The organism is Pedobacter sp. R-06 (assembly GCF_049913135.1).
Lineage (GTDB): Bacteria > Bacteroidota > Bacteroidia > Sphingobacteriales > Sphingobacteriaceae > Pedobacter.
Window position 1 is genome coordinate 3,968,293 of record NZ_CP183977.1, and the last position, 26,072, is coordinate 3,994,364.

Below are 26,072 nucleotides of genomic sequence, written 5' to 3' on the forward strand. Positions count from 1 at the left end.
TTAAAAATCAAATTTTACCCTTGCCCTTATTCCCCACTCCGAAACCTCCGGATTGTTAAGGTAATTGAAACGCTTCACAAGATCAACCCTCAATAGTTTAAAGATATTGCCTACACCAACACTGCCTTCCATGTAGGGTTCGTTACCCAATGCATAAGTTCTTTGTGCGCCATTTTCGTAAACCGGAAACCGGTATAAGCCAGATTGGAGATTTGGATTGTTTTCATTCCTCAACCCACCATATAATGCCTTAAACGAGACCACTTCCCTTAATTTTAACCGCTTAATTAAAGGTACTTTATTAAAAAAGAAACCGTTAAAATTGTGGTCGATATTGATGCTTACATAATGGTCGCTCACAAACTCAAGGAAGTTCATCAGGTTGTACGAGTTAAGCTGGTAGGCGTAAGTTTGGTTGGCACGATGTATGGCCAATAATGGGAAAGGCACTTTTCCGGCAATATAACCGCCTTCGAAAGTTACATCGCTATAACCCAACTGCGATAAGTAAAAACGTTTATCGATGCTTCCCATTAAGTTATGGTAATTGTATTCACCACCGAAAACGCCTTTTAAACCTGCGGTATAACGTAAATTAAATACCGGATAGCGATCGGCAATGGGTACACGGTATATTTTTCCCTGATAAAACTTTTCGTTGGGCGCATACCTTAATTGCAAGGAAATTTCACTGGTACTTAACCGGTTAACAGACTGATTTGCTCCGGTTAGGTAATTGAGTCCGCCGGCTGGGGTTTGACTCCATTTTTTAAAGCCGAGATTGTAAGAAAAGTGATTTTCGAACTCTTTTACATAATCTAAACGATAAAAATCGTTGTAAAGCAACATATCATTTACACCTCTTTTAAACGAGAGCAGGAAATTGTCTTCCTGTACAAACTGGAGTTCTTGTCCCGGTATTTTGGTATCGCGTTGAAAACTTGCCCTGATATAATGCTGTGGAAATTCGTAGATCGATTTATTGTTTATCGAATAAGTTCCGGAAAGGAAAAATTTCCATTTCTCGTCTTTAATCCCATAAGCCAGGTAGTTTTCGAAATAATACCGTTTACTGAGCTCGGGCGTTGTTCGGCCACCAACACGCAGCCTTAAACCTTCTACATTGTTAAAGCTGTAAAATGTATTTACCGGACCAATTTCATAGGGGCCTAAATTCTGATAACCTGCAAATAAAAGGGTAACGATTTTCATGGTCCGCTTAAAAGATGGCAGATTTTGAAGGGTATCTATATTACCATAAATCTTCAGCTGGTTCTTCGAAATGGTATCCAGTCTGTTTTTCTCCCAGAATTTATCGTCTTTTTTTGCTGCATCGGCCAGCACCACGGTGCTTTTCCCTTGAAAAATAGTATCAGGCAGAACCGTATCGAACTGATAATTTTTAAAGGTAACGGTGCGCTCGCCGGTAAAACCTATGCCTTTGGTTTTGCCGATACCGAAATCGGCCAAGAGATTGCTTTTGCTTAAACTGTACTTACCTTTGTTATTCGCTTCGAAATCAAGATCGATTTTCAGCGCACGGACAAAATTGAGGTTAATGTTTTTGTTTACGCCAAATGAAGCACCCGTAACGGCATAATGGCTATCGTTCGTTACATAGATTTTTCCCTCAAATAACATATCGTTTGTATTTCGGGGCGTAAAGGACAGCTCAATAATTTGAGGTTTCTGATTTTTAAGCGTATCGGTGATAAAAAATTTATAAAAAGCAGGTGCACCATCCGAAATGGGACTCAGAAACTCGTTACTGATCACCGAAATATTGTTTTTATAGATATCGATATCCTGGTACATCCTATCGAAATAAGTTTTCATTCCTTTATTATCGATGTACCTGCTATCGAAGTTTACCTGTTTCTCGGCAATAACAACCGTTTTATTTTTTTCAGGGTCTTTACTGAGGTAATGGTCAGATAATTGTTCCTGAATATATACAGGCAGGAGATTTTTTCCACCAATTAAGGTCGAATCCTGCTCCTGAAATAAAAACTGATAATTTCTGAACATCCTTTTGCTTTTAAACTTATCCGAAACGTTGCTCAACGAGAACAACATCTTCTCATATTGCCTGAAAGACACCGTATTGTAACTCTTAATCCGGTTTTCATCTTTATGCGCAATTACCTGGCGGATCAGTTCCACAGCCGGATTATCTTTATTGCGGTATTTTACCTTTTTTCCACCCACAATGATCACTTCATCCAAAGCTCTCGAATCAGGAACCAATACCACATCAAGTTCCTGCGTTGCAGATGGCATAATATTTTTAAAAACTGCCCGATAGCCCACATAATTAAAACTGATTTCATTTTGAGGATCGGGAGAAACCAATGTGTACTTTCCGTTTACATCAGTCTGTATGCCTATTTTGGTATCCTTAAAGAAAACAGAAACATTGGGCAGCGTTTCCTTGGTAACCGCATCGCGCACTATGCCGGATACGACTGTTCTCTGGCCAAAAGCATTTCCCTGCAAAATAAAACTGAGCACTACGAGGAGAAAAAATGAATAGATCGGTTTCATTTAACTTGAAAAAATAAACTGCTTTTGCATGATATAATTGTAGCTTATCCCGGTTAAAACCGAGCTAAGCACCTTAGCGAGAACGTAATTGAGATTAAAAAAATGGGTGAGCATAAACACACCTGCGGTTACGATAATCAGATTGCCTGACCATACCAAAATATATTTCAATATCTGCCAGTTAATGGCTTTAGATTCACTTTCGAAAACCCATTTCCGGTTCACATAAAAATTAACTGCTCCACCTGTAACCGTACCTGTAATACTTGCTGCCAGATACCACCAGCCAAAAAGATTTACGGCAATAATGGTGACACCAAAATCTATTGCCGAGGCCACTAAGGATGATGCCTGTGCTTTTAGATAAGTGAACATCATGGTTAAAACAGTTCTAAAGCAACAACCAGTTGCAGTATAACATTTGCATAAATTCCGGCCAGTACATCATCAGCCATTACACCCCAGCCACCCGGCAACACTTCGAGTTTACGGATATAAAGTGGCTTTAGGATATCGAAAAACCTAAAAAGAATAAGCCCTAACAAGGTATATTCCCATTTTAAAGGCACAAACAATAGGGTGATACACATTCCGGCCACTTCATCAATCACCACCCTACCGTGGTCTTTTCCCCAAATCTCTTCCACCCGATCGGCACTCATCACCCCCAAAATCACGATGAGCATAGTGAAAAGTACCGGCCATAAATAAGGGTTGGTATAAGGGCTCTGGAAAAGATGCCAGCAGATGCAGGTTGCTATAGCAGCATAAGTACCTGCGCCTTTGCCGATATACCCGATTCCCAGAGCCGTTGAAAGAAATTTGTGGATAAACACTATATCGTTTCTATCAGTTCTTCTTCGTAATCCTGACCTAAATGGGTAATCAATTCTTCGCCCATGATGTAACGTAAGGTATTCTGAAGTTTCATCAACTGTTTAAAAATATCATTTTCTGCAGGTACACCTGGGATCGTTTGTGGCGATTTCAGGTAGAATGATAACCACTCCTGAATCCCCGATAGGTTTGCACGTTTAGCCAAATCGATAAACAAAGCAAGATCTAATACAATCGGTGCGGCCAAAATCGAATCGCGGCAAAGGAAATTGATTTTGATCTGCATTTTATAACCTAACCAACCGAAAATATCGATGTTATCCCAGCTTTCTTTGTTATCACCGTGAGGCGGATAATAGTTGATCCTGATTTTGTGGTACATATCGCCATACAAATCAGGGTTAACCTCTGGTTTAAAGATATCTTCCAATACGCCCAGTTTAGATACTTCTTTGGTTTTAAAGTTATCAGGATCGTCTAGTACCAAACCATCGCGGTTACCTAAAATGTTATCAGAAAACCAGCCGTTTACACCTAACGAACGTGCCGCCAAACCAGGTGCCAAAATGGTTTTCATTAAAGTTTGACCGGTTTTAAAATCTTTACCAGCAATTGGGGTATCGGTTTCTTTAGCCAATTCAATTAAGGCAGGAATATCAACCGTTAAGTTTGGCGCTCCGTTAGCGAAAGGAATTCCTAATTTTAATGCTGCATAAGCATAGATCATACTTGGCGCAATACGCGAATCGTTATCTCTTAAACCTTGCTCAAACGCAGCCAGTGATTCGTGAACTTCTGATGGTTCGAAATAAATTTCGGTAGAACCGCACCAAACCAGTACAATACGATCGCAATTGTTTTCTGCCTTGAAGTTTTTAATGTCTTCCATTACGGCTAAAGCCAGTTCGTAACGGTTATCGAGATCTTTTACATATTTACCATCCAGGTTTTTTACATAATTTCTGTCGAAAGCAGCGCGCATCGGTTTAATGGCCTGTAATTCTTCACGCACATCGCGCAACAGGTTAGCATCCAACACACGGGCATTCATTGCCGCTTCGTAAACATTATCTTCATAAACATCCCAGCCACCGAAAACCAAGTCTTCAAGACCAGCCAATGGCACAAAGTCTTTAATTTTTGGTTCTCTTTTCTCTGTTCTTTTTCCCAAACGGATGGTACCCATCTGTGTTAACGAACCGATAGGTTTTGATATTCCTTTTTTAATTGCAGCAACTCCGGCAATCATCGTTGTTGCTACAGCGCCTAATCCTGGCATTAATATTCCCAGCTTGCCTTCAGCTGCTTTTACTTGTTGTTTCATTCTATTTTATTTAAAATCTTATAACCAATTGTTTTTACGGTACCAGTTTATGGTTTCATTAAGCCCTTGTTCGAGTCCGAATTGAGGCATAAAACCAAAGTCGTTCTGAATATTTTTAATGTCACAGCCCCAATTAAGGGCGGTGAGTTCTTTTATCTTATCTACATTTAGGGCCGGGATCTTATTAAACAGACCATACAAGCGCTCCATCGACCAGGCCAGCCCCTTAATAATCGGCACAGGTACATTTACCGTAACGGTCTTTTTTCCTAATGCCTTACGCACATGGGCAGCAAGTGATGACCGGCTGTACACTACCCCATCCGAAATATTATAACTTTTGCCAACTACATCAGATGCAAGTGCTTTTATAATGATATTGGCCAAATCGGTGGCATACACAAAACTCAGTTCCTGTTCCTGTTTGCCGATATACAGCTCCAACCCGGCTTTAATCGTTTTAATCAATATAAAAATGTCTTTCTCACGTGGTCCATATACTGCTGTTGGTCTGAATATGATCAATGGCAGATTCGGGACCTGACTCAAATAAGTCTCTGCGAGTGCTTTACTGACCCCATAATTGGTTACGGGGTTTGATGCCCCCATATCAGTCAGTTTTTCATTCTTCCGATTTAAAGGCCCTAGCGCAGCCAAACTGCTTATAAATACAAATTTCTTTATTCTATGTTCCGATTTAGAAGCCGCCAAGGCCAGGTTCCGGGTATAAATGGCGTTTACCTGATTGTAGTCATCACGTTTTTTGGCCTTGGTTACCGCAGCTGCATGCACGATGTAATCGTATTTTTTCTCCTCTATATTTTCTTTTAATAAGTAAATTGATGATAGATCAAGATCCACGTAATTGATCGGAAAATCTTTAAGATGAGCTGCAGTAGCCGATTGCCGTACATTTGCATACACTTCAAGATCATTTGCCAAAGCAGATTTAATCAGGTGATAGCCCACAAATCCAGTCGCTCCTGTAATCAACACCCGCTTTTTCATATCGCTTTCTCTAAAATCCTGTATTTCCGGTATAACTTCCCACCAATATCTTCAATAGGTTTATTGATCAGATCGTTGTGATCTAAAGTCCAGCTGGCCTCTGCATATTTCATGTTTTTAGCCTTGAAATGTTTAATGATACGACCGTAAAGACAAGCTTCAATCCCCATTTTACGGTAACCATCTACCACGCCAAGCAACAAAATACGGATCCCATCTATTTTCTTTTTATTCGCCAAAAGTTTGATCAACCCGGTAGGGAACAACCTGCCGCGTTTAATTTTGATCAGGATCTGATTGATATCGGGAATGGCCAGTGCAAAACCCACAATCTTGCCATGCTGCTCGGCCAGGATACAAAATTCCGGATCAAGAATCAGTTTTAAATCATTTGCGGTATAGTCAAACTCTTTATCCGTCATCGGTACAAAACCCAGGTTTTTATCCCATGCCTTGTTATATACCTCCCGCACCGCGTTACACTCCTCCTTGAATTTCTTCATGTTGATTTTACGCAGCACAATGTCATTTCGGAGCAGCCGTTCTTCAATCCGATCCAGCAGTTTAACCGATCTTTCGCTATAATTGCCGGCAGTGTAGCGATAAGCCCTTAAATCGACATTTTTCTGAAAACCAGTTTGCTCTAAAAGCGATAAGTAATATGGCGCATTATAAGGCATCATGGCTACAGGTGGCCCATCAAAACCTTCAATGAGCAATCCGCATACTTCGTTGGTTGAAAAATTTACCGGACCTAAAATTTTTGTATGCCCTTTTTCCGTTAACCAGTTTTGTACTGCATTTAAAAGCTCTTGTGCAACTGTTACATCATTAATGCAATCGAAAAAACCGAAGAAACCATCATGTCCACCATAAACTTTATTATGGTTAGTGTTATTAATTGCGGCAATTCGCCCAACTACTTTACCTTCGTTATACAGCAAAAAAAGCTGTATTTCCGAATGTTCGTAAAAAGGATGTTTGCCTGGGGTAAGCAAGTCACGTTGGGCAATAAAAAGTTCAGGGACATAGTTCACATCTGCCGCGTACAATTCGTGCGGAAAATCTACAAAGGCCTTTAATGCTTTTTTACCAGAAACCTTTACCAGTTCTCTCATGATTGGCTTCCTACTAATTCTACGTTAACAGCCTTAAAAGCCAAACTTAGTTTCTCGATGGCTGATTCAATCTGATCGAAAGTATGCGTAGCCATTAAAGAAAACCTGATTAAAGATGAATCGGAAGGCACAGCTGGCGAAACAACCGGGTTTACAAACACCCCATTTTGCTGAAGAATATTCGTAATCATAAAGGTTTTGGTATTATCGCGGATATAAATAGGAATAATCGGGCTGTTGCTGTGCCCGATATCGAAACCTGCATCAAGCAAAAGTTTCTTTGCATATTCTGTATTGGCCCAGAGTTTATCAATCCGTTCAGGTTCTGATTCAATAATATCTAATGCAGCAATTACACTTGCCACGGCAGATGGCGGCATACTTGCACTGAACATCAGTGAGCGTGCACGGTGCTTGATATACTCGATGGTTTCGGTACTACCAGCAATAAAACCACCTAAAGAGGCCAGCGATTTACTAAAAGTGCCCATAATGAGATCCACCTCTTCAGTAAGGTTAAAATGTGATGCTGTACCAGAGCCATTAAAACCGATTACGCCAAGACTATGCGCATCATCCATCATGATATTGGCGCCAAATTCGTTGGCAATCTCTACCATTTCAGGAAGATTCACTAAATCGCCTTCCATACTGAAAATACCATCAGAAACAATCAATTTAGCGGCATCTTCAGGTAACCTGCTTAGTTTTCGGCGCAGGTCCTGCATATCGTTATGCGCATATTTAATGGTGCGCGAAAAGGCCAAACGGCTTCCGTCAATAATTGAAGCATGATCGTACTCATCCAATAACAGATAATCGTTACGATCTAATAAACAGGATATTACCCCTAAGTTGACTTGAAAACCGGTACTAAAAAGTACTGCAGCTTCTTTGCCCACATATTCGGCCAAGCGGTTTTCCAATTCGAGGTGAATATCGAGCGAACCGTTCAAAAACCGCGATCCTGCGCAGCCAGTTCCATATTTTTCGATGGCTGCTTTTGCGGCTTCTTTTATTTTAGGATGATTGGTTAACCCTAAGTAGGAATTTGAACCAAACATGAGTACCTTTTTCCCATTTATAACCACCTCGGTATCCTGGCCAGATTCTATCGACCTGAAATAAGGATATAATCCCTTTTCTTTTATCACCGCCGCATCCTTAAAAGAGGCAATTCTATCTTGTAATTTTTTACGCATGCTGAACTCTTATATTCTTCAGTTTTTAAAACCCTGTTCTGAAAATTTGGCCTGCACCTGAATGCTACTTATAGAGATTAAAATCAACGATGTAGATTAAGGCCGCATTAACCAAACGATTTGATAACACAATTTTAACGCGGAATTGAAGCCAAAAAAAGGTTCAAATGTGGGATATATTGGTCAAAAAGTTGGATCGACAAAATGTGACATTCAGATGAATTGACCAATTGACATTCTGACTTTTATTATAAAATAGTAAAAAATACAAAAACGACTAAAAAAGCACTAAAAACAAGATAAATACCTGTAATTAAACAGATTAAAATATACAAAATTCTTAATCAAAAACTTAAAAATCAATCAGAAATTAGTCATTTTAAAAAAATGTTCTTGCAAAACTCATTGCGAACATTACATTTGTCATAGCAAAATCCGACAGATAAAGGGCGAAAAACTATCCGTAAAAGGGTAGCTGAAATTGTAGTGGAAAAGATGATCGAATCTGTTAAGAAATTATTAAAAAACGCTGAACGATTTTATGCAACAAGAGTTACTCAATAAAACTTTTTCAGAAAAAAACCATGAGGAAGCGCTTTCTTTAAATGATGGATTGATGGCAAAAATCCACCATAGTAGCGATCCGCATTATTGCAGTTCGGAGCCTTTCCGCGTATCGAGTTACGCTTTAATTCTGATCACAAAAGGAAAGATGAACCTTCGGATAAATTTTGTAGAGCATGTATTAAATCAAAGAGATATTCTACTCATTTTTCCACATGCCGTTTATGAAATTAAGGACAACAGTGATGTTTCTTTCATCAGCATCCATTTTAACAAAAATTATTTAAAAACCAAGGGGATATTCTTTAATAGCGGAGAAGCATACAGAATGTTCCAGAACGATCCTACTCATAAATTTTCATTATCAAAAGAAGAATATACATTCATTTACTATGATATGCTTGCCCTGCACAAAAAGCTGAATGTACCAAAAGATACCCCGCAGATTAAAAATATTGTGCACAATAGCTTCCTGGAACTGCTGTACGACCTCTTTTTGTTAAAGAATAAACAGAAAGACCCAATACCTTTTGCTCATGATAGCAAGACAGAACTCACTAATCGGTTTTTATCGTTGGTATCAGAAAACTTTAAGAAGGAAAAGCGTGTAATTTATTACGCCAACTGTTTACGCATTACGCCAAGGCATTTATCGCAGGTTGTTAAACAGGTAACCGATAGAACAGCGGGAGAAGTTATTGATGAAATGGTGATCAGGGAGGCGAAACTATTATTAACCAGCCACGTTATGAATATCTCGGAGGTAGCCATGGAACTACGCTTTAGCAACTCCTCTTTTTTTGGCAAGTATTTTAAAAAACAGACGGGCATTACCCCGTCTGAGTACAAATTATCGAATAATATTGCGGTATAGGGCAATGAACCGTCATTTCGATCCGATAGCTATCGGATGAAGCAAACCGATTTAAGCGTTTGCTTTTATTTACTTATGGTATTGCTTGCTTGTTTCACAGGTTTCATCGGCAGCGAAATGTTCCAGAGGAGCTCCTTTGGAGGAGAATCTTTCGATATAGATTTCTATACTCCGCGGCGCTACTATCAATGACATATTCTAAAAATCGGCGTCATCTCGACCGGAGCAACGCGCAGTGGAGAGATCTTTGGACTATATCAAAAGATCTCTCCACTACGGTCGAGATGACGATTCATCGTAAACTACCTATTTACATCCAGTTTTTTACCCGCTATATCTTCCCATCTATAAAAATGAAAGGTTTTATCATCGCTCATAGCCACCAGCAAACCGTGTTTAAAATCGTTATTTAAAGGAACTGAAACCACATCAATGCCATCGGTTTGATTGGCTGAATATTTAATGGTAGTTAACAATGGGTGTGGATGAGCAGTATTGGCTTTAGCCACCCGGTCGTACACTTTCAGCTGCTTAGCGCCCTGATCGGATACCAGGATGTACCCACTATTCCCTGGGGTTTTATAAATTGCAATCCCCTCATTGTCGACAGTAAAATCGCCCTGCCCAAACAATGCCAGTTCTTTATTCCCTTTGGCCGGATCGGCATAATACTTGCGTACACCAACCTGCTCATCGCAATAATAAACATAACCCAGTTCATTATCAACGGCAATTGCTTCTATTTCTTTTTTGCCACTATACTGCCCGAATTTCCGCACCAAATCTGCTTTAACGTTGCCTTTTCCATCATCGGTTAACAGGTATTGCCAAAGATAACCTCCATTTTTAGGCCCCGTTTTACGACCAACAATTGCATAAATTTTTCCACTTGGGTCGGTATACATCGAAATCCCCATCAAATCGCGGTACTCTGCCCCTGTTTCGCCAACAAAAACAGGAATCCCACCATTATCGATTGCTTTCATATCAGGAAGCGAAAATATACGTAGCTTATGCGTGTAACGTTCTGTGGTTACGGCAATATCTGTCTTTTTCCCAGCCAACAACAAACCATAGGCAATATCAACATTGTTTGGTCGCTTTAGGCCTTTTACGGTTTTTGACCTGATGGTTTTACCTTTCAGATCGAAAACATATAAGCCACCACTGCTATCTTTATCAGTACCGATTACCAAAGACTGCGCCGGATCGTTCGGGTTTACCCAGATAGCAGGATCGTCAGTATCAAAATCGACAGGATCGGACACATATAAGGGTTTTACGGCTGTAATATTTTCGTTTTGCGCGCCTCCATTACAAGAAATGGTCAGGCTTAGAACCGCAAAAGCGGCAAGTTTTAATATATTGTTATACTTCATTTTATATTTTAGTTCCGTATGCACCAACAAATGTTGATGGTGAAGGTGAGATATAGGTGATACCATTTTTCATTATGATTCCGGCCTGGTGATGGCGGGTAAAGTTGGTGATGCCTTTACCCAAAGCCGGTGAGTTGCCTTGCAGGTGAAAATCCCATGCGGTATTGAAATCGGCATTGGTAACCGCAGTGTTTAATGGATAATTGACAAATTTAGGGTCGTTTGCTCCAGCAACATTACTGATTACATCGTTTTTACCGCCTACAATATCGCCAGATGGCTGAAACTGATTTACAGTAGTCTGGTCGAAACCATAATACCAGTTGTTGCTGTAAGCAGAACGGTTATCTTCAGGTTTTTTTGGATCTCTTTTTACACCAAAACGGGTATTGGCGAAAAGATTATTATACAGATCGGCACGCACCGTGCTTTCCAGCCAGATCGATCCGCCTTTCGCAGTTGGTCTTCTCCAACCCGTATTTACCATCGTATTGTTGTAAGCAATAATATACGTTTGTGGCGTTTTATCTCCAGTGTTAGATAATTTTAAGGCGTTGGTATTGGTACTATAAACTAAATTATAGGCTATATCAGCCAAACAGCCCGATTTAAAGTTCATGGCTTCTCCCCCTGTTACACCCGTAGTATAAAACACATTATTGGCAAAAATTATTCTTCCACCTTCAATATAAGTACAATCTTCCTGAAAATTTCTGATGGTGCTATTTTGAACCACCAATCTGCCCCTGGCATTGGCAAACCAAAGCGCTGGCAAACTTTCGCCGGCAACAGCTTTGTACAAGCCCATTTTTACCGAAGTTGAGGCATCGGATGTTTTAGCACCGCCGTATTCTAGAATTACATGATCAAGCACCAGTTCTTCGCATGTTGGACCAGCTAAAATACCGCCCCAGAGTTTACCAAACTTGGTTAACGGCGTTTTGTAAAAATCGTTTACGGTAAATTTAATAGGGTTCTCTGTGGTCCCTAAAGCATACAGATTACCTTTTATAATAATTTCTGGTTTCGCAACCGTATCCATCAATACCGTTACCCCTTCTTCAATCGTTAATGTTTTCCCTTCCGGGATTACAATATCGCCTTTAATTACCTGTGTACTGCCTTTAGCCCAAACCCCAGAAACCTCACCAATTGCCGAACCATCAACAGCGGTGGTATCTACATCTATATTGGCTTTCTCACATCCTGCTAAGGCTAACACCATCAGGATCATCAATTTAAAAATCTGATTCGATTTCATGTCTTTATATCTTTAAATTCTATTAATTAAACTTGTATCTGAAGCCAACAAGGTAGTTTTGGCCATAATAATCACTTCTGATCAGTGTATTCCCATTTTTAACCAGGTCTTCGTTGATATTGTTATTTTCAGGATTTGTACCTTTTATAAATAATTTTGTCGGCGTATTTAAGATGTTATTGGCTTTTACAAAAACACTAATACCGCGTTTAAAGCGTTTCTCGGCTGAAGCATCCATCTGAATAAATCCTTCCTGCCACAAATCGTTATTTAAGAATTGAGAAACTGTGTTGATTCGTGGTCCCGTATAGGCACCTGCAACCTGAACATCCCAGCCTTTTTTAGTATCTTTAAACAATAACGATAAGTTGGCAATATGCGCCGATTGACCGTAAAGCGGACGTTCCTGGTTAACATTGGCTGGTTCCGTATCTCCAGTAGCACTATTGATAACCCTGGTGGTTTTAGTAGTGTTAATACGCGAATGGGTATAGGTATAATTGGCCTTCACACCTATTTTACTGAAATATTTGATGTAATCTACCTCTGCGCCATAATTATTGGCCGTACCAAAGTTTCCTGGGGTATAATAAGTGTCCTGCCCGCGAACCGCATCAGCCAGAAAAGTATATTCAATTGGGTTTTTGATCCGCTTATAAAAAGCACCAACTAACAGTTGTTCTGAAGCACCTGGAAAAAGTTCGTAACGTAAATCGAAGTTATCGGCCAAGGCGCGTTGCAGGTTCACATTACCACGTTCTATAAAATCTTCATTTTTTACTCTTCCCGGTACAATTTCATAAAAACCAGGGCGGTTAATGGCTCTGTAATAAGAAGCATGTAATTGGGCTTTTGCACTTAAGAAGTATTTTGCGGTTAAACTGGGCAGCAGATCGGTATAAATCTGATTTCCTTTTGGAAAAGCTTCACCTGCAGGAAAAAGCAGGTTATAACCCTGATTGGTATGTTCTATTCTAAGCCCTCCTATCACTTCTAATTTAGCTGAGTTGTATTTAAACATACCATATCCAGCAGCTATTTTTTCACTCGCATCGTAGGTTAGTGAATTAGATACTGCGCCTGTTGGATTACTGACTATGAGGTTTAATTCGGTATAATGCTGAAAATTCACACCATAAAGATCAAATGCATTGGCTGCGCTTGGGGCAAGATTGTAGTTGTTAAAGAAACTGCTTCTTTGTTTATCGCGGTATAAACCTCCGGCCATAATATCCAGTTTATGCTCGCCAGCTAAAACCTGGTAGGTCAGATCCAGGTAGCCAGCTAAGTCCTCGTCGGTATTACGTTCCCACCTGTGTGTTACCGGATTGGTATTGACCAAACTGGTACGTTTGCTTTGAAAATTCTGCTGTATTCCATTCAAACTGATACTTGTATTTTCAGGTACATCGTTTTTGGCCGAAGAATAAACAGCTGACCATTGTACTTTAAATTTATCATCAAAGAATTTATGGTCGCCATGAAGCGTAGTATTGTAAATCTGCTGCTCGGTTAAACGGCTACGGGTATCGTAAACCAATTCTGCATTCCCGGATGTTGGATTATAAACCCCATTATAGGTGGTGGTTACAGCATCTCTAACCTGCTGATTTTTTAGGTTAACATATACATTGTACAAACTGATCTGGTGATCTTTATTAAAAACGTAATCAATTTTTCCATGTAAACCTGTTCGTTGCTGCTGTTCGGAATACTCACGGTAACTTTTGCTGGTAATTTTGGCATAAGGATCGATGCCTACAACCGAATTATTGTAAAAAGTACTGTTGCTGCCACGGTAAGTATTCTGATAACTTCCTGCCAGCACCACCCCTAGTTTATTATCCAAAAAGCGTTTACTTAAGGATAAGCTTCCGATTAGATTAGGCGCAGGATTTTTATACTTATAATCGAATGTTCCCTTGGTAAAATCGCTTTGAGTGGCATTGTAGTTTTTCCCGTTTATCTCGTAAGGCGATTTATAATTAATACCTGAAGCATTGTAACTGGTAAACTTACGATCGAAAAACAATTGGCTATAACCTGTAGAAACATTGGCATTTACCTGCAATAAGCCAGGCGCATTTTTCATCACCATATTAATGGCACCGCCAATGGCATCGCCCTCTAAATTTGGGGTAAGGGTTTTATACACCTCTAAACGGTCGAGTAAATCAGAAGGAAAAAGATCAAGCGGAACATAACGGTATTTATTATCCGGACTAGGGATTTTCACGCCATTTACCAAAGTATAATTGTAGCGTTTATCCATTCCTCTTAATATGGCATATTGCCCATCGCCATTGCTATTGCGTTCTATAGACACACCCGAAATACGTTGCATTACGTTGGCCACCGTTAAATCAGGTGAAATCTCAATCGATCTTCCTGATACGATATTCATCAGCTGTGGGGCATTTTTTTCCAGGCGCCTTGCACCCTGATCAGTAGAACTAACTGCGTTCGACTTGATGGTAATATCATCAAGGCTTTTCGAATCGCTTTCCATGTAGAACTTTAAGTGATCATTATCTTCTTTCAGTATCACCAAGGTTTTCTCGATGGTTTTGTAGGTGATGTAGCTTACACTAATTTTGGCGGCACCAACTTTTACATCCTTAAATTCGAAAGTACCATCTAATCCGGTATTGGTTGTACGCCTTGGGTTTTCTAAAACCACTGTTGCACCTACAATGGCCTCTCCAGTTTGCTTATCGTAAACATGGCCTTTCAGTTTTGTGGCATTAGCTGTGCCTGCACAAAAAAGAAGTAAAAACAGAATTTGTAATAGTTTATTCATTGTGTTTGGTAAAGTCTTTTTATTATCGACGGGGCAAAGGTGTATACACCATTTTACACAAAGAAATTATTGAGGTTACATAAAGGCAACAGCGTTACAACAAGCATATATCAAAAAGCAACACAATGATTATCAACAAATTAAACAAACACAAAAACGCCGTTATGCTTTCATTACCGTTACATTAACAAATTGTTAAGCCCTTAAAACGAGCAAAAAAAGGTAATATATAACAGCTGATGTAACGGTTATAAAGCCTGGATAAATGCCGATAAATTATCGCCTTGTGCCAGATTTAGCTTTTTCCTTAACCTATATCTCGATACCCTTAAGCTATCGGTAGATATACCAAGCAAGGTTGCAATATCGCCTGAATCGAGGTTCATTTTTAACAGTGCAATCAGGCGCATATCGGCTGAAGTAAGCTCACTGCTATATTTTTTTAGGCTTTCTAGAAATAGATGGTGCACCTGTTCGAAAGCCATTGTAAATTCTTTCCAGTTGCGTTCGTGGTTAAAACTTTGATTAATCTCCGTGAGGATCTGGTTCATCTGTTTTTTCTGATCGCGCTTATCCTCTTTTACCATGGCTTGTAGGGTACTCCTGAGATTTTCAAGGAATTGATTGTGTTTAATCAGATTTAAGGTATGGGTAGACAGTTCTCTGCTTTTAACCTCCAACAACTGTTTCAGATTTTGTTCTTCGAGCTGAAGATTTTTGAGCGCCAGACTGGTCATATCATGTTCTATCGCTTTCTGCCGTGCCAGCATCTGTTGATCTCTTAACTTTAACCTTTGCCTGCTAAAAATAACAAATCCCAAAACAACCAATAATATGACTACAATTGTGGCAGAAAAAGCAATGATCCTGTTCACCTTCCGGTCGTTCTTCAGTTTATTAATCTCATCCGATTTTTTATTGATATCGTAAAGCACCTGCAGAAAGGCTACTTGCCGGGCACCATCCTCCGAATACAGATCGATAGTGTATTTATAGCCAAGTTTTACATAGTGGTAGGCGCTGTCCATATTGCTCAACAGTTCGTATGCCTTGCCCAAGTCTCTGCAGCAGGAGCTTAACTGATAAATATTACCCATCTTTTCGGCCAGTTTCAATGCAGTTTCGGTTTGCACAATACTTTCCCTGTACCGGCCTGTTTTACGGAGAATATCGCCCAAATTATTAATTACCTCGATACTACCCAGGTCATTATGGTCTTCCTGGTATAAATTTAACGACTGCTTAAAATGCACATAAGCAGAATCGTAACGCTCCAGATCTTCATATATACTGCCCAGGTTTTCATGTATTTTTGCCGTCCCACTTTTATGGTTAACCTGTTCGTTTATTTTTAATGCCAGTTTTTGATAGTAAAATGCGCTATCGTAAAGTTGCCTTTTTTCGTATAACTGACCAATATTGCCCAAAACGGTTGCCTGTCCGGTTAAGTTATTCGATCTTTTATAGATACCGATGGCTTTGTTATAGCTGTGCATGGCCTTGTCTTTCTGCTTCATGTAATAGTACAGCACACCTGCATCGTTAAGATTAGCGGCCAATAAAAGCGATTGATTGGCATTGTTGAATATTTTATCGGCTTTTAAAAAGAACTCTAACGATTGACTAAAATGCCCCTGTGTATAACAAACCTTGCCCATTTGCTGTAAACATTTGCCTTCTAAAAGCTCATCATTGTCATCGATAGATTTGGCGTATATTTTTTTTAATTGAGCAAGGGCTGCAGTCGGATCTTTTTGATTCAGCGCAATAATCGATTCGAATTTTTCTTCCTGGGCAATCGCATTCGAAATGAAAAGCAAAAAAAGCACAAGAACACTATAGGATTTGATCATGTTAAAAGCATCTATATCAGGCAATGCTGAACAAAGTAAGAGCGTACATGTTAACTTAAGGTTAAGTTGAAAAATTAACTGAGGTTAACGAAAGCCAAACCTCATAACGAAGCCGGTTTTAAGTGATATTTCGTAATTTAGAAGTTAACTTCCTGTTTATTGTTATTAAATTCAATAAGATAAACAGCGCCGCTAACCTGGAGTGAAAACCGTAAAATTAATACAGATGAAAAAGATTATTCTAAACCTTGCCGTTACGCTTGATGGCTACATTGAAGGACCTAATGGAGAAATTGATTGGTGTATTATGGATGGCGATGCCAATTTTAACGATTTTTTAGATGGCATAGATTCTATTTTTTACGGGCGCATCAGCTATGATTTATGGGGGAATTACCAACCTGGAGAAGAAGAAAATGACCTGATGAAATCGATCTCCGAAAATATTAACAGCAAGAAAAAATATGTTTTTTCGCAGACCAAAACCAACGATGATACAGGTGCTACTTTTATCCAGTCGGACATTGTGCAAAAGGTTAATGAAATTAAAAAACTTCCCGGTAAAAATATATGGCTATATGGTGGCGCAAAGCTAATAACTAGTTTTTTAAATGCCGGCCTGGTTGACGAGTTGCAGCTAGCTGTACATCCCGTAATATTGGGTGAAGGAAAATTACTGTTTAGCGAAATTACCAATCGGGTCTGGTTAACCTTAAAAGAAACAAAAAGCGCTCCATCTGGTGTTGTGCAGCTGGTATATGAGGTGAAGGATAAATGACCTGATTAGTTTAGTGTTGAGGGTTTGGCGTTTAGAGTCAATAACCAATTTAACCTCGAACTGTACCAATAACTAGTGAACGAATGACTAATGAACGAATGAACCAATGAACCACCACCCCAATGGAAGAAATAAAAAACGGAGTTAAAGCTTTTTATGCCAACACCCAGGCCGATTGGCGTCAATGGCTAGCCGAAAACCATGAAAAAGAAGTATCTGTTTGGTTAATTATCTATAAAAAAGATGCATCAGCAAATAGTATACCTCATAATAACGCAGTTGATGAAGCCCTTTGTTATGGTTGGATTGATAGTTTAACGATGAAACGTGATGATGAAAGCCGCTATCAATTTTTCTCAAAAAGAAAACCTAAAAGCAATTGGAGCGCAATTAACAAGAATAAGGCTCTACACTTGATAGCCCAGGGATTGATGAGCAAAGCAGGATTGCAGTCAATAGAAACAGCTAAAGCCAATGGCATGTGGGATGCCCTGAACGATGTGGAAAATCTGATTGTTCCTGATGATTTAAAAAAAGAATTTGAAACCAACAAGCCAGCACAAACACATTGGGAAAAATTCCCACGTTCTTCCAAAAAAGCCATCCTAAAATGGATATCTGAAGCCAAAAGAACAGAAACAAGAGCAACAAGAATTAGCGAAACGGTTAGGTTAGCCGGAGAAAATGTGCGGGTGAAGTAAATTTAGTCGGAGGTCTTTAGTCGGGAGTCCTAATAAAGTACAGGTGGGCAGTTAACAGTTTAGTTTAAAGTTGAGTGTTTAGGGCCGATTAATGAATTAGCCTTGAACTGCACCTATGACCAGTGAACTAATGACTAATGAACCAATGACCAATAAACCAATTTAATTATTCAGCCTGTTTCTATATTCTGACGGTTTCATGCCTTTAAAGGCTTAAAAAATTTATTAAAGTTGGTTTGATTATTAAATCCACTGGCATAACAAACATCAGCGATTGAATAATCTTCCGATTGGAGTAACTTACAGGCATGCCACCTTCCCCTAATATTAAATCTGCTTTACAAAGCACATCTGGCTTCCAAATATCCATCTTATTGTTAAAAAATTACCTCTATCTTAGTATCCCTTTTTTCTCAAATCTCAAATCTCAAATCTCAAATCTCAAATCTCAATTATCCTGCAGCACTGCATTTCGTCCACTATCAATTAAATAGGTAGTTCCAGATGCAAAACCGGCGTACTTGCTAGATAAAAAGACACACCAGCCTCCAATTTCTTCTACTGTACCCAGTTTTTTCACCGGATGAAGATCTATGGTCTGTTGCCTTTCTTCTTTGGTCCGTATAAATGAATTAAGCCATTGCTGATTACCGGACGTATCAGTAAAGGCCGGCGCAATACCTATTGTTCTAATACCGGGGCCTGTTTCTATAGCCAAACTTCTCACCAAACCTGTCAATGCAGTTTTGGCCATGTTATAAGGCGCACAGCCAGAGATACTGGCAAAAGCATGGTTAGACGCCATTACGATAATTACCCCATTATTTCCATCTAGTAACGACTTGCAGCGTTTAGCCAAACGCCAATGTGCAGAAAGGTTTAAATCCAGATTAAACTTCCAGTCTTTTTCGGTAGTATTTTCTAAACCCGTAAATACATTCTGACCAGCGTTAGAAACCAAAATATCCAATCGTCCATAGTCACCGGTAATATCTGATACAAGACCGTCAATTTCTTCAGTTACTACCATATCAGCTTTAAAATAGTCTGTATGTGCGTCAAAAGACTCCATTTCTGCTAAAAACTGCTGGGCAACATCACTCGTTTCACTTTGTTCTGCACAACCTATTACGGTACAGCCCGCTTTAGCCATCATTTTGGCAATTCCCAACCCAATGCCCGAAGTAACACCTGTTACCAAAGCTATTTTCCCTTTTAAATCTATTGTTAGTGCCATAAAATCTAATTTAAAGAGGGTATCCAAACTTCTTGGACACCCTCTTAATCATTATTTATTCATTATGTGTTGTGTGTTTTCTAATATCCGCTGTTTTGCTTTAAAACGCCTTTAGAGAGATCTATCTGTGCTTGCGGGATTGGCATTAAGTATAATTTATCAGTCCAGGTTCTTTCCTGGATCGGTTTTGCGGCATCTGCAATACTATATATGGGTTTCATTACTTGTGGCGCAATTTTCCATCTTCTGATATCCATATAACGTTGTCCCTCTATAGCCAGCTCAACGCGTCTCTCATTTCTGATTAATGCTCTTAAGGTTTCTTGCGTGGCATATTTAGTTCTGTCTATTACAGGCATACCTGCACGGGTCCTGATTTTATCCAAGGCATCATACACGCTTGCATCAGGGCCTGTTAATTCATTTTTGGCTTCGGCATAGGTTAATAAAACCTCAGCATAACGGATTAAAATATTATTCGCATGGTTATCAATCTGATCTCTATAAATTTTAGGATCGACCATTTTACGCACACTGTAACCAGTTAAGGCGGTGTTACCTGCACCTTCAGTCCACTTAAATGAATAATCATCTTCGATGGCATTCCATGGGTTTCCATCAAATAAAATACTGGCATAAAAACGAGGGTCTCTGTTTTTATATTCGTTTTTAAATGCTGGATCTTTTGCTTTATACCAGGCTGCCCTTTGTGCTGGTGACGGCGGTGTAATTAAATCGCCAGTTTTATAACTTGGGTAACTGTTAACCAGTTCTTGTGTTGGTGCTATGGAACCCCATCCACCAAGATCGCCAGATGGTAGAAGTGTATTTAAGAAATTTGCATCCTGTTGAGGAATGCGTTGCCTATCTAAAATAACTTCTATGTTGCCCTCGTTTGCCTGTTGGAATAAAGCTTCGTAACTACGCAAACCTAAACGGAATTTTTTCTGATCATCGGCATTGGTAAAATCTACCCATATACTATAGTCATCTTTAGCACTTAAGGCATCTTCTGATGTTACTTTGAACAGATCGTAACCTAATGTCATTACCTGGCCAGCGGCATCTGCGGCAAGCTGCCATTGCCCTTCGTACAGGTGTGCACGTGCTTTTAGAGCCAGAGCGGCACCTTTTGTAATACGGCCTTTTTCATTTGGCTTGCCACCAGCATAACTTTGTGGTAAAATTTTGGCTATGGCATCTAACTCATCTACCACAAATTTTAATACTTGAGCCCTTGGGGTACGTGGTACATTTTCTTCTCCAAGTGTAACTGTTTTCGTAATTAAAGGCACATCGCCAAATTTACAAAGCATCCAAAAATAGGCATTGGCTCTGATAAAGCGCACTTCTGCTTTATATCGATCGAGCAATGTTTTATCAATAGCGGTTACTTTATCGGCATTATCTAAGAAGTAATTGGCCCGGCCGATTCCGGTAAATCCCCACCCTGCGTCTAATGTAGAGTTTACATTACCTGACGATACATCTGTGGCCGAACTTTCCCATGGGTATTGCGCATGTGCATTATCTGCAGCTGCATCATCATAAACCATATCATCGCCCGGCAACTGGCTATACACGCTGTTAACTGCCAGGTAAACATCGTTGGCATTTTTCCAAAAAGTAGTTTCAGATACTACGTTTAATGGCGGCCTCTCTAAAAAATCTTTCTTACAAGAAACAATTGCACTTAATAATAGTACGCTTGTAATTATATATATCTTTTTCATTTTTCTAATCAATTTATAATCCTGCACTTAAACCAAACGACCATGTTTTAATACCTGGGTAGCCACCACGGCCGGAAGCAGACTCAGGATCGTAATCTCCCAAACGTTTATCGGCCATAATGGTAAATGGATTATTGGCTGTACCGTATATTCTTAGCTTAGACAATCCGATTTTTTTAATTGCGTTCTGTGGTAAGGTATATCCCAAAGTAATGCCCCTTACCCTGAAATAAGCACCATTAAACAACCAGAAAGAAGAATAATTATCAATGTTATGCCCACCATCGGCTGTTAATAATGTTCTTGGGAAATCGGCATTTGGATCAGGATTTTCTTTAGTCCAGCGGTTTAACAACTGTACTTTTGCATTTGCTCCGTTAAAGAAAGGTGTAGATGCTTCTTGCCCTAAATAGGTTTTTACTTTAGCCACACCATAAGTAAGGATATTGAAATCGAAACCTTTGTAAGCAGCGCTTAAATTAAAGCCATAGTTAACAAAAGGGACATTGTTTCCGATAATGGTGCGATCTGCCGCATTAATTACATTATCTCCGTTTAAATCTCTGTATTTAATATCTCCCGCTCTTGTACGTGTATCCTGAAAAGCATGCGAAGCCACTTCGGCATTACTAACAAACAGACCATCAGCAATATAGCCATAAAAAGAGCCGATTGACTCGCCTAAACGCTGTATCTGCGAATTATCTGGGAAACTTGGATCTCCCGTAGGAAAGTTATCATTACCATCGGCACCGATTTTTGTGATTTTGCTTTTGATTAACGATAAGTTACCACCAATGCTAAAAGTTAAGTCTTTACCTATTTTATTGTTGTGATTAATGGCCAATTCGAAACCCGTATTACGGGTTGATGCCGAGTTGGTAAATGGCACTGTAAGCGGATAGGTAGCAAGTGCCGTATTGCGCAATAAAAGATCTTTGGTATCCTTGATATAGTAATCGGTAGTAATTTCGAGTTTACCTTTAAAAAAGGTCATATCTGCACCAAAATCGGTCATGTAAACCTTTTCCCAGGTAGTTGTTGGCCACGAGCCATCTTTTTGCCAGATTCCGCCTTGGGCAGTACCTTCAAAACTATATTGATAGCCAGAATTTAAGCGGTTAAAATAGTTACCAACGGCCACTACATCCTGATTACCCAGTGAACCATACGAACCACGGATTTTCAAATTATCGATCCAGCTGATATCTTTCATAAAGTTTTCCTTAGAAACTATCCATCCAGCTGAAAACGATGGGAAGAAGGCCCTACGTACATCTTCACTGAAACGCGAAGAATAATCGATACGTGCATTTAACTCTAATAAATATTTCTCGTTAAAAGTATAATTGAAACGGCCAAACATCGAACGCATTGCCCATTCTTCGGCAGTAGTATTATTGGCCAATACACCATCAGGATCTGCTACGATATCTTCACCATTGGTAGAGCCATTGATAATTGTACTTAAGTCGTTATTAGGGAAATTTCTCCGTCCTACAAATGCTTGACGGAACACGTTGCTTTCTTGGGATGCACCTAAAGTTAATTTACCATAATGTTTACCGAAAGTACGTTCATAATCGGCCGTACCTTGTATTAACAGTTCTTTTCTTTTTACCCAGTATTCTCTTAAATCGTTCTGTGTGCCTACTCCTGCCGGAAGTGGAATTGGATTACCAGTTAAAAAATTATTAATCGGCGTCATGGTATTGTTAAACGCAGTGCTGTTGTTATTGGTAAACTTTAACGAAACCAATCCATTAATGGATAAACCTTTTAATGGGGTTAATGTCGCATTTGCAGCAGTTTGTAACAGATTGTTTCTATCGCTTCCTTTCCCTGCTTCTTCGACCAAACGTGCCTGGTTACGATACGGAATAGAGCTACTGGCTACTGTACCGTTATTTACTGATCCCCATTGGCCATTGCTTTGGCGAAAAACAGTGGTAGGTAAAGAGCGGTTTAATTCTGTCCAGGATAAATTACCCAAGCGATTGAAAGCCTGGTTGATAAATGATATATTGGTACCAACTTTTAAAATATTTTCGATAACCTTAGTTTCGGTGTTTAATTTTGCACTGAAACGGTCTTGATCTTTATTTGGGATTAGCGATTCCTGGGTTAAATAACTTAAGCCCAAATAACTATTGGTGATCTTGCCCGGTGAGTTGATATTTAAATTTACATCACCCAAGGGTGCACTTTCTCTTAAAACCTCTTTATACCAATCGGTGTTGGGATATAAATCAGGCTGGGAACCGTTTCTATACAATTCTATCTGCGCCGGGGTATATATCGGATTACGGCCAACATTGGTAAGAGCTTCGTTATAAAGCGTGGTATAATCTACCGATCCCAGGTATTTGGCAATACGGGTAGGCGATTGCCAGCCGTAATTGGCATTAAACTCGATGGTTGCTTTATCTCCGCCACCACGTTTTGTGGTGACCATAATTACACCATTGGCAGCTCTCGAACCATATAAAGCGGCAGATGAAGCATCTTTTAATACCGACATGCCCGAAATATCATTAGGATTTAATGAAGCGAATTCCTGCGAGCTGGCCGGTATACCATCAATAATATAAAGTGGGGTACCTGCACCTGCTAAACTGCTTCTTCCCCTAATGTTTACACCTGTATTACTTGTAGCACTGGCACTTACATCGCCAGGGCGTTGCAAAATGGTTAATCCTGGCGAAATACCCTGTAAAGCATTTTGTATCGAGGTTACAGGCCGTTCTTTTAATTGTTTAGGGGTAATGGTTGCAATAGCTCCCGTCAAACTCGATTTTTTCTGCGTACCATAAGCCACAACTACCACCTCATTTAAATCGTTGCTTTGCGGCACCATCGTCACTTTTACCGTTGCCGAAGCTTTTACCTCTTTGGTTTGATATCCTAAATAAGAAATTACCAAAGTGGCATCATCGGCCACACCAGTTAGTTTAAAGTTTCCGGCTTCATCACTCATCGTACCCTGTTCTTTACCTTTTACTTTAATGCTGGCACCAGGTATACCCTTACCTATCTCGTCTAAAATAGTACCAATCACATCGATAACCTTGTTTACAGGTGCGCTTTGTTCTGGCTTATTGGCAGGGACAATATTTGCAGGCCGCTCTTTAACCACAATGGTATTGGCCTGGATAGAATAAGTTAGGGGCTGATTTTTAAAACATTGGTTTAAAGCTTCGGCGAGGGGCATATCTTTTACATCAATACTTACTGTATTTGCCTTTTTTAAATCGCTCTGGATAAAAAATACATTGTAGCCACTTTGATTTTTTATTGCTTTAAGCACCTTCTGTAACGAGGCATTTTTCTCGTTAAGCGTTATATTTTTTTGTGCAAAACTGCCCGCGTTAACGTGTAAAATGGCTATAAAAAGCAATAAGATGGTTAGCTTCATAGATAACAGAATTTTATTCTTTATACGGCTTGCACCATATAAATTAAAATCGTAAATTTTCATACATTTGTTAGGTTTTAGGTTGAGTTAAATGCCTATAGCAGTTGCTATTACATTTACTTTGTTTTAACTATTTGGTTATTTGTTGGGACAATTTTAATCTAAAACTTTAAACGGGTTTCGATTGCACTCGAAATCCGTTTTTCAGATTAAAATTTAAAGTATTATTTTAAAATTTTAATCCTCCTTCCTTCTATTTTAAATTTAAACTTATCAGTAGACTCTAATATTTTTAAGGTTTCTTGCAGGTTGTTGTGTTTAGAAAAAGATCCACCGAAATAAATTCCATCGAAATTACCAACATACTCAATATCAACATCGTACCACCTGGCCAATTTCTGCATCGCTTCTTTAATTCCTTCATTATTGAACATAAAGAACCCATTTTTCCAGGCGATATATTCTTCCACATCAACATTGCTCATTTTAAAACCTGTACCTTGAAAAACAGCCTGCTGTCCTGGTTTTAGCAAACCTGTAGCCTGTGGATTAAAGTTTTTAACGGCTACCCCACCTTCCACAAGTGTTGTTTTAATTTCAGCATCATCTGCATAGGCACTCACATTAAAATGGGTACCCAAAACGCTTATTTCCTGTTTTGCTGTTTTAAGTTTGAAAGGCTTGTTTTTATTCTTAGCTACTTCAAAATAACCTTCACCGGTAAGCTCTACCATTCTATACTTGCCTGTAAAAGTAGTAGGGTATTTTAATGATGACAGTGCATTTAACCAGACTTTCGTTCCATCTGGCAGGGTAACCTGATACTGGCCGCCAGCTGGTGTACTGATGGTGTTAAGACCTGGTTTAGCTAACGCTGATTTATTTTCTAAAATGGTATAAACCAATTGCCCATCAGCTGTTTTGTTAATCTGAATTCCCTCCTGCTTGGCTATTGTACCATTTAGCGCCTGATCTAAATTAATTTTAGTTCCATCGGCAAGTGTTAAAAAGGCTTTGTTACCACCAGGTTTGATTAAGCTAGCTGATTTATTTATTTTTTTAAGATCGGTACGTTCACTTAAAATAAACCATCCAAATCCTAAAACGGCAATTAATGAGGCGGCAACAGCTAAACGATAAAAATACCTGCCTGTCCGTTTTTTCTCTTGCTGATCTATTTGTTGATTAATCTTATTAAAAATCTTTTCGCCAACTTCAACCTGTTCTTCTTCATCAATCTGTTTTTCTCCTGCCAAAGGATTTTGGTTCAATTGATTATTGTACCAAGATTCTAACTTAAGACGTTCTTCTCCACTGGCAGTACCGGCTATGTATTTTTCTGTTAAACTTGTTAATTCTGCTTTTTTCAATTGCTTGTGGTTTGGTGTATGTACCTAAAACGAAGTATATCCCCCAAAAGAAATTTTAAAGTTTACACAACAAG

General features: G+C 39.3%; 19 protein-coding genes. 3 read left to right on the forward strand and 16 right to left on the reverse strand.

What is annotated here, in order from left to right; translation table 11 throughout:
- Genes ACN9MR_RS15845 through spt form a run of 7 tightly spaced genes read right to left on the reverse strand, consistent with a single transcriptional unit; the run spans nt 1 to nt 8,033 of the window.
- Nucleotides 1-2,544: a DUF5686 family protein gene (locus tag ACN9MR_RS15845; RefSeq protein ID WP_426325062.1), complete on the reverse strand. Its 2,544-nt coding sequence runs from the start codon at nt 2,542-2,544 to the stop codon at nt 1-3.
- Nucleotides 2,545-2,922 carry a GtrA family protein gene (locus tag ACN9MR_RS15850; RefSeq protein ID WP_426325064.1) on the reverse strand — a complete coding sequence of 126 codons (378 nt, stop codon included), beginning with the start codon at nt 2,920-2,922 and terminating at the stop codon, nt 2,545-2,547. It lies immediately after the preceding gene.
- A gap of 2 nt (nt 2,923-2,924) precedes the next feature.
- On the reverse strand, nt 2,925-3,380 hold the full coding sequence (locus ACN9MR_RS15855) for a phosphatidylglycerophosphatase A family protein (protein ID WP_426325066.1): 456 nt from the start codon (nt 3,378-3,380) through the stop codon (nt 2,925-2,927).
- Nucleotides 3,380-4,705: an inositol-3-phosphate synthase gene (locus ACN9MR_RS15860; RefSeq protein ID WP_426325068.1), complete on the reverse strand. Its 1,326-nt coding sequence runs from the start codon at nt 4,703-4,705 to the stop codon at nt 3,380-3,382. Before ACN9MR_RS15860 ends, ACN9MR_RS15855 begins: the two co-directional genes overlap by 1 nt.
- 18 nt (nt 4,706-4,723) lie before the next feature.
- Nucleotides 4,724-5,713 carry an NAD-dependent epimerase/dehydratase family protein gene (locus ACN9MR_RS15865; protein ID WP_426325070.1) on the reverse strand — a complete coding sequence of 330 codons (990 nt, stop codon included), beginning with the start codon at nt 5,711-5,713 and terminating at the stop codon, nt 4,724-4,726.
- Nucleotides 5,710-6,831: a hypothetical protein gene (locus ACN9MR_RS15870; protein WP_426325072.1), complete on the reverse strand. Its 1,122-nt coding sequence runs from the start codon at nt 6,829-6,831 to the stop codon at nt 5,710-5,712. Before ACN9MR_RS15870 ends, ACN9MR_RS15865 begins: the two co-directional genes overlap by 4 nt.
- Nucleotides 6,828-8,033, reverse strand: a complete 1,206-nt coding sequence (spt, locus tag ACN9MR_RS15875; protein WP_426325074.1) for a serine palmitoyltransferase — start codon at nt 8,031-8,033, stop codon at nt 6,828-6,830. The genes ACN9MR_RS15870 and spt overlap by 4 nt, the downstream gene beginning before the upstream one ends.
- Nucleotides 8,034-8,574: 541 nt before the next feature.
- Here spt and ACN9MR_RS15880 point away from each other — a divergent pair.
- Nucleotides 8,575-9,471: a helix-turn-helix domain-containing protein gene (locus ACN9MR_RS15880; protein WP_057933735.1), complete on the forward strand. Its 897-nt coding sequence runs from the start codon at nt 8,575-8,577 to the stop codon at nt 9,469-9,471.
- 302 nt (nt 9,472-9,773) lie between these two features.
- On the opposite strand, the gene ACN9MR_RS15885 is transcribed toward ACN9MR_RS15880, so the two are convergent.
- From ACN9MR_RS15885 to ACN9MR_RS15900, 4 genes are all read right to left on the reverse strand, one after another.
- The gene (locus ACN9MR_RS15885) at nt 9,774-10,850 is read right to left on the reverse strand and encodes a phytase (RefSeq protein ID WP_426325077.1); all 1,077 of its coding nucleotides are present in this window, start codon (nt 10,848-10,850) and stop codon (nt 9,774-9,776) included.
- Between the two features lies 1 nt (nt 10,851).
- Nucleotides 10,852-12,111 (reverse strand): right-handed parallel beta-helix repeat-containing protein, encoded by a 1,260-nt coding sequence (locus tag ACN9MR_RS15890; protein WP_426325079.1) that lies wholly within the window; start codon nt 12,109-12,111, stop codon nt 10,852-10,854.
- A 22-nt stretch (nt 12,112-12,133) separates the two neighbouring features.
- Nucleotides 12,134-14,911 (reverse strand): TonB-dependent receptor domain-containing protein, encoded by a 2,778-nt coding sequence (locus ACN9MR_RS15895; protein ID WP_426325081.1) that lies wholly within the window; start codon nt 14,909-14,911, stop codon nt 12,134-12,136.
- Between the two features lie 248 nt (nt 14,912-15,159).
- The gene (locus ACN9MR_RS15900; RefSeq protein ID WP_426325083.1) at nt 15,160-16,764 is read right to left on the reverse strand and encodes a tetratricopeptide repeat protein; all 1,605 of its coding nucleotides are present in this window, start codon (nt 16,762-16,764) and stop codon (nt 15,160-15,162) included.
- A gap of 226 nt (nt 16,765-16,990) precedes the next feature.
- Here ACN9MR_RS15900 and ACN9MR_RS15905 point away from each other — a divergent pair, with 226 nt between their 5' ends.
- Both ACN9MR_RS15905 and ACN9MR_RS15910 read left to right on the forward strand, forming a co-directional pair.
- Complete coding sequence (locus tag ACN9MR_RS15905; protein WP_426325085.1) at nt 16,991-17,542, forward strand: dihydrofolate reductase family protein; 552 nt, start codon at nt 16,991-16,993, stop codon at nt 17,540-17,542.
- Between the two features lie 122 nt (nt 17,543-17,664).
- Nucleotides 17,665-18,243: a YdeI/OmpD-associated family protein gene (locus ACN9MR_RS15910; protein WP_426325087.1), complete on the forward strand. Its 579-nt coding sequence runs from the start codon at nt 17,665-17,667 to the stop codon at nt 18,241-18,243.
- 197 nt (nt 18,244-18,440) lie between these two features.
- On the opposite strand, the gene ACN9MR_RS15915 is transcribed toward ACN9MR_RS15910, so the two are convergent.
- The 5 genes from ACN9MR_RS15915 to ACN9MR_RS15935 form a co-directional block, all read right to left on the reverse strand.
- Nucleotides 18,441-18,569 carry a helix-turn-helix domain-containing protein gene (locus ACN9MR_RS15915; protein WP_426330232.1) on the reverse strand — a complete coding sequence of 43 codons (129 nt, stop codon included), beginning with the start codon at nt 18,567-18,569 and terminating at the stop codon, nt 18,441-18,443.
- Between the two features lie 122 nt (nt 18,570-18,691).
- Nucleotides 18,692-19,480: an SDR family NAD(P)-dependent oxidoreductase gene (locus ACN9MR_RS15920; RefSeq protein WP_426325089.1), complete on the reverse strand. Its 789-nt coding sequence runs from the start codon at nt 19,478-19,480 to the stop codon at nt 18,692-18,694.
- A gap of 80 nt (nt 19,481-19,560) precedes the next feature.
- Nucleotides 19,561-21,213 carry a RagB/SusD family nutrient uptake outer membrane protein gene (locus ACN9MR_RS15925; protein ID WP_426325091.1) on the reverse strand — a complete coding sequence of 551 codons (1,653 nt, stop codon included), beginning with the start codon at nt 21,211-21,213 and terminating at the stop codon, nt 19,561-19,563.
- A 13-nt stretch (nt 21,214-21,226) separates the two neighbouring features.
- A complete protein-coding gene (locus tag ACN9MR_RS15930) occupies nt 21,227-24,691 on the reverse strand; it encodes a TonB-dependent receptor (protein ID WP_426325093.1) in 3,465 nt (1,154 codons plus the stop codon).
- 161 nt (nt 24,692-24,852) lie between these two features.
- Nucleotides 24,853-25,998 (reverse strand): FecR family protein, encoded by a 1,146-nt coding sequence (locus tag ACN9MR_RS15935; RefSeq protein WP_426325095.1) that lies wholly within the window; start codon nt 25,996-25,998, stop codon nt 24,853-24,855.
- Nucleotides 25,999-26,072 lie beyond the last annotated feature (74 nt).